This window comes from Rhizobium sp. 57MFTsu3.2 (genome assembly GCF_012932765.1).
Classification (GTDB): domain Bacteria; phylum Pseudomonadota; class Alphaproteobacteria; order Rhizobiales; family Rhizobiaceae; genus Rhizobium; species Rhizobium altiplani.
In genome coordinates, this window is sequence record NZ_JDWI01000030.1 from 74,938 (window position 1) to 87,794 (window position 12,857).

Below are 12,857 nucleotides of genomic sequence, written 5' to 3' on the forward strand. Positions count from 1 at the left end.
TGGCAAGCCCAGACATCGATTGTAAACAGTGTGTGTCCACGGAGGCGCTTTGATGCGGGTTGCATTCTATGCACCGTTGAAGTCCCCGAACCATCCCGTTCCCTCAGGTGACCGTCTGATGGCGCGGCTCATCATGAAGGCCCTGGAACTGGCCGGACATTCCGTCGAGGTCGTCTCGGAGTTCCGCAGTTTTGCTGCCAGCGCCGAGGATGCCGCCGGGCTATGGCCGGCGGGACAGGTGGAACTGCAACGTCTCCGCAAGGACTGGTCAGGCGGGCTGCGCCCGGATCTCTGGTTCTGTTACCATCCCTACTATAAGTCACCCGATTTCTTCGGACCGACGCTCTGCCGGGAGTTCGCCATTCCCTACGTCACGGCCGAGGCATCCTATTCGGCGAAGCGGGACGCCACCGATTGGGCACCGCTGCAGAAACTGGTTGTGGACGGAGCCCGTAACGCGGCCGTCAACATCGCTTTTACGGAACGCGACAGGGCGGGGCTGGCAGAAGTCCTGCCGACCGGCTCGTTCTCCGTACTCAAGCCCTTCATCGACACTGCGCTTTTCGCGACCGCCTTGCATCAGGCAAAGCCACAACGGCTGATCGCCGTCGCCATGATGCGCAGCGGCGACAAGATCAAGAGCTACACGATGCTGGCCAAGGTGCTGAGGCTTCTTGGCGATCGTGCCTGGACACTGGCGATCGCCGGTGATGGGGCGATGCGGGCCGACGTGGAGCAACTGTTTGGCGCCTTCGAACCGGGCCGTATTGAATGGCTCGGAGAGCTGAATGGCAGACAAATCGCTGCTGAACTCAGCCGCTCCGGCATCTATGTGTGGCCGGGTTGCGGGGAAGCCTATGGGCTTGCCTATCTGGAGGCGCAGGCGGCCGGGTTACCGGTGGTCGCCCAGAGGACGGCGGGCGTTCCGGAGGTGGTCATCGACGGCACGACCGGCTATCTGACGGCAGAGGGCGATCTGCCTGGCTTTGCCGCGGCAATCGCGGCTTTGCTGGACGACCCCATGAGGCGCTCGACTATGGGTGCAAATGCGCGCCAATTCGTCCTGAAAGAACGTTCGCTCAAGGTCGCGGCGAAAGCCCTCGACACCATTTTGCAGACTTACGTGAGATGAAAAGCATGACCGACGATCAGATCTGGGTGCCGCTCCGAGGGGAACTCGACCGTTGGCAGGCGGCAGGGCGCCAGGCACGGCTCTGGCTTCGCGACGACGACGCGATCGAGCCGACCGACGCACTCGAGAGCCTGCTCGCGATCACAGGTCAAGCTTCCGTCCCGCTGACCATCGCCGTCATTCCAGCCTCGACCGGCGAAGCACTGGCAACGCGCCTCTTACAAGAAAACCATATCCTTGTCGCCGTTCACGGCTGGTCACATGCAAACCATGCCGGCCCGGAGGAAAAGAAACAGGAGCTTGGCCGCCATCGGCCGGCGGACCTCGTGCTCGGCGAATTGCGCGATGGCCTTGTCACCCTTCAAGGCCTTTACGGCCCCAGGCTCGTTCCAATGCTCGTGCCGCCCTGGAACAGGATTAGCGCCGAGCTCATCCCGCTGCTTGGAGCACAGGGTTTTGATGTGCTGTCGATATTCGGCAGGTCCACGGCTCACAGCCCGATCCGCCTGTTGAACACGCATGTCGACGTCGTAAACCAGCGCGGACAACGAGGGAACCGTCCGCATGGCGACCTGGTCGCGGAATTGGTGGCAGAATTGAAAGCGCGCTTTGCGCGAGACGACGAGCCCGTTGGCATTCTCACCCACCATCTGGTGCACGGTGCATCGGAGTGGGAATTCCTGACCCGCCTCTTCCAGGAGACCGGGAAACATCCGGGCGCCGCCTGGATGTCGGCGCGCAATCTGCTGGACTAGATTTCGAGGACCTGATTGTCCCTTGCGGCGAAAGCTCCTGGAAATGCGGCCTGGGCCTCCTGTTCCATCTGCTCGAGCTGCGTGTCGGTTCGCGATGGAGCATGGTGGAACAAGGCAAACTGCCTGGTACCCGCCATTTTGGCCAGTTCGACGCCATGCTGCCAGGTGGAATGGCCGAAGCCCTTGAAGCGCTGCATCTCGTCTTCGTTGTAGGTGCAATCATAGACCGCGAGATCGACGTCCTTCATCATTTCAAGGGCAACCGGATCGTAAACGCCGGGAATATGCTCGATATCGTAGATCAGGGCGACGGAGCGCCCCTGCCATTCAATGCGGTAGCCGATCGCACCGCCCGGATGGTTCAGCATGAACGTCTTGATCTTGACGCCGGGCCGCGGCTCCAGCGTCTGGCCGGCGTGAAAGTCGCGGAAACTCATCGTCGCCTGGCAGATGTCGGTCTTGACCGGGAACCACGGCGGGCTGATGAACTGCTCGATCATCTCGCGCGTGCTCATCTTGCCGTCGAGATGGCCCGACCAGATCGTCAGGTCGATCGTCGGATAGTAGATGGCCTTGAAGAAGGGCAGGCCGATGATGTGGTCGTAATGGCAGTGGCTGAAGAACAGGTCGACATCCCTGATATCCTCGTTGAGCATGGCAAGCCCGGCTTCGCGCACGCCTGATCCGGCGTCGAAGATCATCCGGTGTTCACCGCAGCGGATTTCGATACACGAGGTGTTGCCGCCATAGCGATCGAATTCGGGGCCCGAGACCGGGATGCTGCCGCGAACGCCCCAAAACTTAACCTGAAACAGATCTTTACTCATCGCGTCTTCAAAATGGGCCGACCTCTCTACGCCATGGTAATCATACTTTGACGAACAAGCGAAGCGTTGAGTTTTGTCGGCGACCCGTATCCTTCGTGCCGTTTCTACCAGCTGCGAGCAGAATGGTAGATATTTCTAAGCAATCGGTTTTCACGCCAGAACGCAACTGCTTATGGTTTGTTTTCAGTAAACGGACGATGACGCCTGACAAGATGGGAGACGGCATGGCCCACTTTTCTTGTCTATTAGATGGTTTCTCGACTGCCGGAATACAATTGAATGCTTCTCCGTCGATAGTATGAGAGCGCCGCGGGCGGTTTGGCCGCGGGGCAGCGATCGTGCCCCGTGGTTGCTCCGACTAATGCAGACCGCCAACGCCAAGCAAGCGCTCGACAGCCGCGTGGTCATCCGACAGCGCCTTTGGCGTCCCGGCCCAGGCGAGGCGCCCGCGCTCCAGCACGATCACATGGTCGGCAAAATCAAGCGCGCTCTGGATGCGTTGTTCAACCAGCAGGATCGTCATGTCGCCGGTCTTCGCGAGCTCGGCGAACGCAGCCATGAGCTCCTCGCAGATGACGGGTGCCAGGCCCTCCAGCGGCTCGTCAAGCAGAAGCACCGACGGACGACCAAGGATCGTGCGAGCCGTCGACAGCATCTGCTGTTCGCCGCCCGAAAGCTGGTTGCCAAGATTGCGGCGTCGCTCCTTCAGGCGCGGGAACATGCCATAGGCTTCCTCAAGCGCGCTCTTCGGCCGGCCCTTGAGGCCGACGAAGAGGTTCTCCTCCACCGTCAATGTCGGAAAGATGCAGCGCGCCTGCGGAACATAGCCCAGTCCCTTGTGCGCGCGTGACGCACTTGGCATGGCCGTCACGTCGGCACCACCGATCCGGATCGTGCCGTCGTAGCGTTTGGTCTGCCCGGCTAGCGTCGCAAGCAGGGTGGTCTTGCCCATTCCGTTGCGGCCTAGAACGGCAAGGCGCGCGCCTGATGGAACGGAGAATGAGATGCCTTCGAGAACCCGTGTCGGCCCGTAGCCGGCCGACAGATTTTCGACCTCAAGCGGCGTGGCTGGCATTGGCATAGCTCCCGAGATAGGCCTCGCGAACGCGGGCATCCTTGGTAACGTCGGCGGGCGATCCATCGAAGATGATCGTGCCTGCCGCGAGAACGACAACGCGCTTGGCGAAACGGAAAACAAGATCCATGTCGTGCTCGATCATCAACACAGCGAGATCGGCGGGCAGGTCGGCGAGCGCCTGCTCGATGCGACCGGTGTCACTCTGGGGAACACCGGCGGCCGGCTCGTCAAGCAGGAGCACCTTTGGCCGCAGGGCCATCGCAACGGCGATTTCCAGGAGCCGCTGCTGGCCGTACGCAATCTCATTCACCTTGCGATGCATGAGGTGGGCGATCCCCAGCGTACTGAGCAGCTCGCTGACTTCATCCATCACATCGGGCATGGCAAGAAAATTCCCGAACATGCGCCCCGTGCGTCCTTGACGCTGGAGGATGGCAAGGGCGACATGCTCGGCCGACGTCATCTCGAGGAAGAGCCGGGTAACCTGGAAGGACCGCACCAGGCCGCGCTTGACACGGCCATTGGCACCAACTTTCGTGACAGTCTCGCCCGCAAGCCGGACATCGCCGGAATCGGGCTGCAAGTTGCCGGTCACGAGATTGACGAAGGTCGTTTTGCCAGCACCATTCGGTCCGATCAGCGCCACGCGATCGCCCGGCGCCATAGACAGCGAGACATCGTTTGTCACGGCAAGGCCGCCGAAGGATTTCTTCAGGTTGGCAACTTCGAAGACGGCGTTCATTGTCCCGCCTCCTTCCTGCGGTTAAAGAAGGCTGCGGCGGAGCCGTAGAGCCCCTTCGGTGCGAAAAGGACGACGGCGATCAAAAGCGCGCCCACCATCGTCAGCCAGTGGAATGGGTTTGCCGCCGAGACATAGTCCTCGAAGAGCATGAAGATCACCGTGCCGGAAAGCCCACCGAACAGTGAGCCTGTGCCACCAAGAACGAGCATGACCAGTGACTCCGCCGACAGGGTGAAGGAGAGACTGTCGAGGCCAACGACCTGTGTCGTGATGGCGTTAAGTGCCCCACCGACGCCGGCGACCGCACCTGAGATCACATACATCTTCATCAGGGCAGCCTTTGGCGAGGCCCCCATGGCCCTAATGCGCAACGGATCCTCCTTTATGCCACGGCACAACATGCCGAAGGGCGAGCGCACGATCAGACGCAGAAGCACAAAGACGATGAGCAGCAGGACAATCGCAAAGACGTAGGCGGTATGGCCATAAAGATCGAATTCGAAATATCCGAGGATAGGGTCGGCAGAGATCCCCGACAGCCCGTCGCTACCGCCGGTCCAGCTGGACGCCTTGTTGGCGAACTCGTGGAAGAGATGGATGAGCGCGATCGACAGGACGAGCTGCGGCAGGCCATGGCCACGCAGGATAATGATACCGCTGATCAGTCCCGCGACAGCGCCGCCAGCGATGCCCGCAAGGGTCATCAGCAGCGGATCATTGATGCCATAATGCGCCGAGAGAATACCCGCGGCATAGGCGCCCGAACCGAAGAGGGCCGCGTGTCCAAGCGTCGCGACGCCGCAATAGCCCGTGACAAGATCAAGCGAGAGAACAAGCAGGGCGACCGCGACGATGCGGGTAAGCAGCGCAAGATTATCCGGAAACAGGAAGTAGCCGACGACGGCAACGACCAGGATCGCCGCAGCGCCTGCCGCATCACGGCCGAGCGATCGATGGAGGCGGGCGGAGGCGGAAACACCTGCTTCAGTGTTCATGACGGCAGCCATTCTATTTCGTCCTTCCCGCCAGACCGCGCGGGAAGATGCAGATGATCGCAATGACCGCGAGGTAGAAGAAGAATTCGCCGAATTCCGGCATCAGGTAGCGTCCTGTCGTATCGATGCCGCCGAGCACGAGGCAGGCGATCAATGCGCCCGGGATGGACCCGGCTCCGCCGACCGAAACGACCACGAGGAAGGTCACCATATAGCGCAGCGCGTAGTAGGGTTCGACCGGCAGCAGTTCGGCGCCGACAACCCCGCCGAATGCGGCAAGGCCAACGGCAACGGCAAAACTTAGCGCATAGACGATCTCGGTGCGTACCCCGAGTGCTGCCGCCATTGCCGCATTGTCGACGGAGGCGCGCAGCTTCACGCCAAAGCTGGTCCTTTCGATCGCATACCAAAGTCCGCCGGCGACTGCGAGACCGCAAAGGATAGCAAACAGGCGGTGGACAGGGATGGTTCGGAACCCAAGGTCCGCCGAGCCCTCCAATCCCGATGGTAGCGGGATCGTCTTCAGGGTTGGACCAAACACGTAATTGGCAATGCCGATGATGCAGAAGGTAATGCCGATCGTCATCAGCACCTGCGTCAGCTCTGGCGCCCCATAAATCCGCCTGTAGAGAAAGCGTTCGACAGGAATTGCGATGATGACGGTCCCAACGACAGCGGCAAGCACCGCAACACCGTAGCCAAGCCCGAGATCGCGCGCGGCATAGGACGCGATGTAGCCGCCGATCATGGCGAAGGCGCCGTGGGCGAGATTGACGACGCGCATCAATCCCATGGTTACCGACAGACCGATCGAGATGACGAACAGCACCATGCCATAGGCAAGCGCATCGACGGCTATGCTGAAGACTGTTTGCATGAGGCTATCCCGATGCTGTTGGAGCGGGCCGGCATTGCGGTGCTTAGAGCGCGCTCGGCGCCGCAAGCATCCCGGTCCGCTGCAGATGTCAGAGGTCTCTATTTCGCAGCCGCAAGGCCAGGGTCGCCCTGCTTTTCGAACGTCTGGACTTCCTTGTTGTAATAGGTGCCATCATCGGCCTTGGTGACTTCGCGCAGGTAGATGTTCTGCGTGATATGGCGGCTTTCCGGATCGATCGAGACCGGACCGCGCGGGCTGACCCAGGTCAGGCCCTTGACTGCCTCGACTGCCTTGGCTGCATCCTGCTTGCCGCCGGTCGCCCCGATCATCTTGTAGATGACGTTCATGCCGTCAAAGGCACCGACGGCAGGGAAGGACAGTTCCGCCTTGCTGCCGATTGCCTTGGCTGCAGCCTCGACAAAAGCCTTGTTCTCCGGCGAATCATGCGAGACGGCATAATGGAAGGTTGTCTGAATGCCGAGAGCAGCATCGCCAAGTGCCGGAAGATCGGATTCCTGCGTCAGGTCACCTGGCGCAAAGAACTTGATACCGGCAGCCTTGAGGCCGTTTTCATTGTAGGCCTTGACGAAGCCGAGCGTCGTCGGACCGGATGGCAGGAAGGCGAAAACGCCCTGCGCGCCGGAATCCTTGATACGCTGCATGATCGGGCTGAAATCGTTGGTCGAGAGCGGCATGCGGATCGCCTCGACGACCTGACCGCCTTCCTTCTCGAAGGCTGCCTTGAAGGCATTCTCGGCGTCGACGCCCGGACCGTAGTCGCTGACAACGGAGATGACCTTGCTGACGCCGGCGTCATGGGCAACCTTGGCGATCGGCGTCGAGGTCTGCCACGTCGTAAACGAGGTGCGCACCACCAGCGGGCTCTTGGTGACGATTGCCGATGTGGCCGCGTTCATGATGACGAGCGGCGTATTCGCCTGCTTCAGGATCGGCGTCACGGCCATCGCGTCAGGCGTGAAATAGAATCCCGCGAGGTACTGGACCTTTTCCTTGACGACCAGCTCCTGCGCCAGCGCCTTCGACTGCGCCGGATCGGCCGCGGGCAGATCGCGATAGATCACTTCGACGGTGTTGTCCCCGACCTTGTTGCCGTTGATCGCCATGTAGGCATCGATACCGGCTTTGAAGTTCTTGCCCTGCAGGGCGAACGGACCAGAGAACGGCCCGACGACGCCGACCTTGATGGTATCGGCATAGGCCGCTGTGCTCATGACGACTGCCGCAACGGCGGCCAGGACAAACCGTTTCATAAATCCTCCCATTGACGATGGCGCACTCCTACGCCGCTTTAGTTCACAGCTAAAGCCTTGGCGATAGTGTCTCATTCAAAACGGTAATGTAAAATGAAATAAACGGCAAAAATCATACCTCGGGGGTTATGATTTGTGCCCAATTCGCTTGATATTGCCGGCCAGTTCAAGCGCCAGGCGAAGCGAAGTGGCCGTCGCCATGACCATTTGCGGCAGAATGAGCCATTCCAGCGTCCACGCCGCGCCCGATCGCTCCTGTTCGTGCACCAGCGACTGATGCATGCCGGAGAGTTGGGTCGCATTGAAGCGCGCCAGAGCAACGAGCGTTTCGGCTGCGACCGGGTTTTGCTTGTGCGCCATTGCGGACGAACCGCCCCCCCCTGATAGCTCGATCTCATCGCCCGCCTGCGCCAGAAGCGCGACATCCTGCCCGAATTTGCCAAGGCTGCCACCGATGAGCGACAGCAGATTGGCGAAATCCGCGACGACCCCGCGTTGGCTTTGCCATTGCGGCGTGTCTGAGAGGCCGAGCTCCTGGGCCAGGGCTGAGCGCACGGCTGGGGCAAGATCCTGAAGCTTGTCGAGAGTACCGGCTGCCCCGCCGAACTGCAGGGGAAAGCCCTGTTCGGTCAGCCGGTCCCGATAACCGGCAAGCGGTGCGCGCCAGGCGCGAAGACGATCAGAGACTGTGATCGCGATCGCAGCCTGCATGCGGGTCCGCCCCATCAAAGCGCTTTTCCCGAACTGCGCGTCGAGACTGTCGAACACCTTGGCAAGCTTCGTGAGCCGATTTGAAAACAGGAACGTGATTGCCTTCAGGCGAACCATCAGGCTGGTATCGATGACATCCTGGCTCGTGGCGCCGAGGTGAACGCAATCAAAGTACGGCTCCCCGACTGCCTCGCGCAGCTGTTTGACAAGATCGGCAACCACAACTCCGTCGCGGGCCGTGGCCGTTCTCAGATTGAGGACATTCGGTTCAAACGTTGCGCAGACCGTGCCGATATGGCGTGCCGCTTCATGCGAAATCAGACCGTGAATGGCCTCGGCCCTGGCGAGTGCTGCTTCGAACCCGAGCATGGCGCGAATATCTGCCGCCGCGGAGAAATACGAAGCCGTCTCCTCGTCGCCGAGCAGGCCGGACAGAAACGGGTGATCAAAGGCTGAGATGGTCATCGGTGTCTTTCTTGCTGCGACCGACAACTGCGCCTGCAATGTCCTTAACGCAAGTCCCTCCGGTCAGATATCGAGGAACACGGTCTCCCGGTCGCCCTGCAGCCGGATGTCGAAAGTATAGGTCGATCCGTCACGTTGGGCGATCAGCGTGTCGACGCGTTCCCGGTGCTCGATGCGCAGAAGCAGCGGGTCGGCCTTGTTGGCCTCTGCCTCCTCTGGAAAATACATGCGCGTATGCAGGCCGATGTTGATGCCGCGTGCGACGATCCAGAAGGTGATGTGTGGCGCCATCTTGCGGCCGTCCTTGAAGGGAACGCGGCCCGGCTTGACGGTGTCGAAGGTGAAAACGCCGTCTTCGGCGCGTGTCGGGCAACGGCCCCAGCCGGTAAAGTTCGGATCTGCCGTGCCCCGCATCTCCGACGGGCTGTTATAGAGGCCGGCGCCGTCGGCCTGCCAGATTTCGATGACTGCATCGCGCACCAGGGCACCGGCACCGTCAAAAACGCGGCCTGTCACCGTGATGCGCTCGCCAAGCGTCTTGTCGTTGACCATCACCGTTCCGAGGTCATTTTCATAGACGCCCTTGATGTCACAGAAGTTCGGGGTCAGGCCGATATGGACATAGGGGCCTGCCGTCTGCGAGGGCGTTTCCTTGAGATAGCCGAGTTCCTGAACCATCAGTTCCCCTCCATGCGGTTTTCGAACATCGTCGAGCGGCGGCCGCGCAAAACGATGTCGAACTTGTAGGCGCGCGCATCCATCGGAATCGTGTTGCCCCAGTCGAGCGGCGCAATCAATTGCTCGATGGCGCGCTTGTCGGGGATCGTGCCGACGATCGGACACTTCCAGATCATCGGATCACCCTCGAAATACATCTGCGTGATCAGACGCTGGGAAAAGCCATGGCCGAAGATCGAGAAGTGGATATGGGCCGGGCGCCAGTCGTTGACGCCGTTGGGCCAGGGATAGGCTCCCGGGCGAACCGTGCGAAACGCATACTGACCATATTCATCGGTGATGCAGCGCCCGCATCCGCCGAAGTTCGGATCGATGGCGGCGAGATAGGTTTCCTTCTTGTGCCGATAGCGCCCGCCGGCATTGGCCTGCCAGAACTCGACAAGGGCACCGGGTACCGGGCGTGCACGTTCGTCGATCACACGGCCGTGGACGATAATGCGCTCGCCGATGGCACTTTCGCCCGGCCTGGCGAAGTTGTGGATCAGATCGTTGTCGAGCTCACCGATGACGGAGTGGCCGAAGACCGGCCCTGTGATTTCCGAAATCGTTCCGTCGAGCGACAACAGCGCGCGCTGCGGCGAACGCAGGACCGAGGTCTTGTAGCCTGGGGTGAAGGCAGGCGCATGCCATTCGCGGTCTCGCGCGAAGAATGCGCCGGTTTCGGGAATGCGGTTGGGAAGATCGGACATCCTATGCCTTTCAGGCCGCCTTGCCGGCGTCCATCTGTTCGAAAACATGCTTGGCGATCTTGATGGCGTGATTGGCGGCGGGAACGCCGGCATAGATCGCCACGTGCAGCAACGCTTCGCAAATATCATCGCGCGAGGCGCCGGTGTTGGCGGTGGCGCGGACATGCATCGCCACCTCGTCGTCCTGGCCAAGTGCTGCCAGAAGCGCGATCGTCACGATCGACCGCTCGCGGCGCGTCAGTGTCGGGCGCGACCAGACATGTCCCCAGGCCGCTTCCGTGATCAGGTCCTGGAACGGCTTGTCAAACGGGGTCGAGCTTGATTCGGCGCGATCGACATGGGCATCGCCCAGCACGGCACGGCGCGTCGCCATTCCCTGCTCGAAGCGCTTCGACGGCTGGTGGAGTTCACTCATGGGCTCTTTTCTCCATGCAATGCGAAATCGATGAATGCGCGGATGATTGCCGTCAGCGCTTCCGGCTGCTCGACGCAAGGGATATGGCCCGCATCGCGTATGATCTCGAAGCGGGCGTTCGGAATGAGCCTGGCCGTCGACCTGACCAGATCGGGCGGCGTGGAACCGTCCTGATCACCGACAATGCAGATCGTCGGAACGCTGATCCTGGTGGCCACGTCCGTGTAGTCGGCATCGCGGATTGCCTCGCAGGTGGCAAGATAGCCTTCCACCGGCTGGCGCACGAGCATGTTGCTGTAGCCGTGATAAGCCGTGTTCTCCGGTCGCCGGAAAGCCGGCGTGAACCAGAGCTTCATGACGCCGTCGACAATGCTCGCAATACCCTTGCTGGCGACGGTTGCAATCCGTGAATTCCAGCTTTCGGTGGTGCCGATCTTGTGCGCCGTATCGCAAAGGATCAGTCCCTGCACCATGTCGGGTCGCGCCTTGTAGAGCGCCTGAGCAATCAGCCCGCCCACGGAAAGACCGCAGATGAAGGCCTGCTTGACCGCCAGAAGATCGAGCAGGCCGGCAAGATCGGAAGCATGATCTTCGATCGAATAGGGAACCTGGCCGACATCGGAAAGCCCGTGGCCTCGCTTGTCGTAGACAATGATCGCGTAGTCCCCGGCCAGTCGTACGATCACGTCGCGCCAGATGCGAAAATCGGTGCCAAGCGAATTAGCAAAGACGATGACCGGCTTGTCAGCGGGGCCGCTGATCAGCTGGTAGTGGATCGCGATGTCGTTGATACGGGCAAACTGCACGGCAAATCTCCTCTCCGTGCCGGTCTCCATGCAAGTCGCGGCCGACTTGAATGAGAGGGGCCGACACAGACCCTGGTTCAAATTGGATGTTTAATCTGGTTAGGTAAAATGATATTTCGTGGCATTTCGATAACTCCGGAGTTATGAAATCCATGATCGACAGTCGGGTGAAGTTTCGTCATCTACAGACATTTGTCGAGGTGGCGCGGCAGAAAAGCGTGATGAAGGCAGCCGGATTGCTCAATGTCAGCCAGCCGGCGGTGACGAAGACGATCCGCGAACTGGAGGAGGTGCTTGGCGTTGCGGTCTTCGAGCGCGACGGGCGCGGCATCAAGATCACCCGCTATGGCGACGTTTTTCTGCGCCATGCGGGAGCAGCGCTCACGGCCTTGCGCCAGGGCCTTGATTCGGTATCCCAGGAGCGTTTCGGCGAGGCCCCGCCGATCCGGATCGGCGCCTTGCCGACGGTCTCGACGCGGATCATGCCGCGCGCCATGGAGCTTTTCCTCAAGGAAAACACCTGGAGCCGCATCAAGATCGTGACGGGAGAGAATGCGGTGCTCTTGGAGCAGCTGCGCGTCGGCGACCTCGATCTCGTCGTCGGGCGGCTTGCCGGCGCGGAGAAGATGGCCGGCTTTTCCTTCGAGCATCTTTACTCCGAACAGGTCGTCTTTGCCGTGCGTGCAGGCCATCCGCTGCTGAAATCGCGCCAGTCGCTGTTTGCGAAGCTCGGTGAATATACCGTGCTGATGCCGACGCGCGCCTCGATCATTCGCCCCTTCGTGGAAAGCTTCCTGATTGCCAACGGCGTCGCCAGTCTGCCGAACCAGATCGAAACGGTGTCTGACTCCTTCGGCCGCGCCTTCGTGCGGTCGAGCAACGCCATCTGGATCATTTCCACAGGTGTGGTCGCAACCGATATCGCCGACGGCCTCCTGGAAGTCTTGCCGATTGACACCAGCGAAACAAAAGGGCCGGTTGGACTGACAATGCGCACGGACGCCATTCCCTCGCTGCCGCTTTCGATCCTCATGCAGACGCTGCGGGAGGCGGCGATGGAGGTTGCCGCCAAGACCTAGAGCCTTTCATGTTTTGACGGAAGCGTAGCCAGCATTTGAGAAGTAGTTGGCGCATTCCTCTGGCTTGATGGTGTCGGCGAGTAAGCCCAGATGGCGCCAGGTTTCCTCGATGGTTCGCTTTTGCGCCTGGCGCATCCAGTGCTTGATCTTGGCGAAGGCCTGCTCGATCGGATTAAGGTCGGGGGAATATTTCGGCAGGAACCAAAGTCTGGCGCCGACAGCCCTGATAGCATCGCGGATGACCTTGGCTTTGTGAGAGCCGAGATTGTCGAGGATG

The 12,857-nt window shown here is 60.7% G+C and carries 15 protein-coding genes; 3 read left to right on the top strand and 12 right to left on the bottom strand.

All coding sequences use genetic code 11. From position 1 onward, the window contains the following. Positions 1–52: 52 nt before the first annotated feature. Entirely contained in the window at positions 53–1,132 is a 1,080-nt protein-coding gene (locus tag AF71_RS25160; protein ID WP_169683731.1) for a glycosyltransferase family 4 protein, read from the top strand. A gap of 5 nt (positions 1,133–1,137) precedes the next feature. Next, positions 1,138–1,887 (top strand): polysaccharide deacetylase family protein, encoded by a 750-nt coding sequence (locus AF71_RS25165; protein WP_169683732.1) that lies wholly within the window; start codon positions 1,138–1,140, stop codon positions 1,885–1,887. On the opposite strand, the gene AF71_RS25170 is transcribed toward AF71_RS25165, so the two are convergent. From AF71_RS25170 to pcaD, 11 genes are all read right to left on the bottom strand, one after another. After that, entirely contained in the window at positions 1,884–2,714 is an 831-nt protein-coding gene (locus AF71_RS25170) for an MBL fold metallo-hydrolase (RefSeq protein ID WP_169683733.1), read from the bottom strand. The genes AF71_RS25165 and AF71_RS25170 overlap by 4 nt on opposite strands. Before the next feature lie 358 nt (positions 2,715–3,072). Beyond that, positions 3,073–3,789, bottom strand: a complete 717-nt coding sequence (locus AF71_RS25175) for an ABC transporter ATP-binding protein (RefSeq protein WP_113161401.1) — start codon at positions 3,787–3,789, stop codon at positions 3,073–3,075. Beyond that, complete coding sequence (locus AF71_RS25180) at positions 3,770–4,534, bottom strand: ABC transporter ATP-binding protein (RefSeq protein ID WP_062368437.1); 765 nt, start codon at positions 4,532–4,534, stop codon at positions 3,770–3,772. Before AF71_RS25180 ends, AF71_RS25175 begins: the two co-directional genes overlap by 20 nt. After that, positions 4,531–5,541, bottom strand: coding sequence for a branched-chain amino acid ABC transporter permease (locus tag AF71_RS25185; RefSeq protein ID WP_192305742.1), 1,011 nt, complete (start codon positions 5,539–5,541; stop codon positions 4,531–4,533). Before AF71_RS25185 ends, AF71_RS25180 begins: the two co-directional genes overlap by 4 nt. Position 5,542: 1 nt before the next feature. After that, positions 5,543–6,406 (bottom strand): branched-chain amino acid ABC transporter permease, encoded by an 864-nt coding sequence (locus AF71_RS25190; protein WP_169683734.1) that lies wholly within the window; start codon positions 6,404–6,406, stop codon positions 5,543–5,545. Positions 6,407–6,504: 98 nt separating this feature from the next. Further along, complete coding sequence (locus AF71_RS25195; protein ID WP_169683735.1) at positions 6,505–7,677, bottom strand: ABC transporter substrate-binding protein; 1,173 nt, start codon at positions 7,675–7,677, stop codon at positions 6,505–6,507. A gap of 126 nt (positions 7,678–7,803) precedes the next feature. Then, the gene (locus AF71_RS25200; protein ID WP_169683736.1) at positions 7,804–8,853 is read right to left on the bottom strand and encodes a 3-carboxy-cis,cis-muconate cycloisomerase; all 1,050 of its coding nucleotides are present in this window, start codon (positions 8,851–8,853) and stop codon (positions 7,804–7,806) included. Between the two features lie 63 nt (positions 8,854–8,916). Beyond that, positions 8,917–9,531, bottom strand: a complete 615-nt coding sequence (gene pcaG / locus AF71_RS25205) for a protocatechuate 3,4-dioxygenase subunit alpha (protein WP_018856640.1) — start codon at positions 9,529–9,531, stop codon at positions 8,917–8,919. Beyond that, entirely contained in the window at positions 9,531–10,280 is a 750-nt protein-coding gene (pcaH, locus tag AF71_RS25210) for a protocatechuate 3,4-dioxygenase subunit beta (protein WP_169683737.1), read from the bottom strand. Before pcaH ends, pcaG begins: the two co-directional genes overlap by 1 nt. Before the next feature lie 10 nt (positions 10,281–10,290). Beyond that, positions 10,291–10,695 (bottom strand): 4-carboxymuconolactone decarboxylase, encoded by a 405-nt coding sequence (gene pcaC, locus AF71_RS25215; RefSeq protein WP_018856638.1) that lies wholly within the window; start codon positions 10,693–10,695, stop codon positions 10,291–10,293. Further along, on the bottom strand, positions 10,692–11,501 hold the full coding sequence (gene pcaD / locus AF71_RS25220) for a 3-oxoadipate enol-lactonase (protein ID WP_169683738.1): 810 nt from the start codon (positions 11,499–11,501) through the stop codon (positions 10,692–10,694). The genes pcaC and pcaD overlap by 4 nt, the downstream gene beginning before the upstream one ends. A gap of 152 nt (positions 11,502–11,653) precedes the next feature. Here pcaD and pcaQ point away from each other — a divergent pair, with 152 nt between their 5' ends. Further along, positions 11,654–12,580: a pca operon transcription factor PcaQ gene (pcaQ, locus tag AF71_RS25225; protein WP_169683739.1), complete on the top strand. Its 927-nt coding sequence runs from the start codon at positions 11,654–11,656 to the stop codon at positions 12,578–12,580. Positions 12,581–12,586: 6 nt separating this feature from the next. Here the strand turns inward: pcaQ and AF71_RS25230 are convergent. Then, the coding region (locus tag AF71_RS25230) for a transposase (RefSeq protein ID WP_210258344.1) at positions 12,587–12,857 on the bottom strand (271 nt) is incomplete at its 5' end.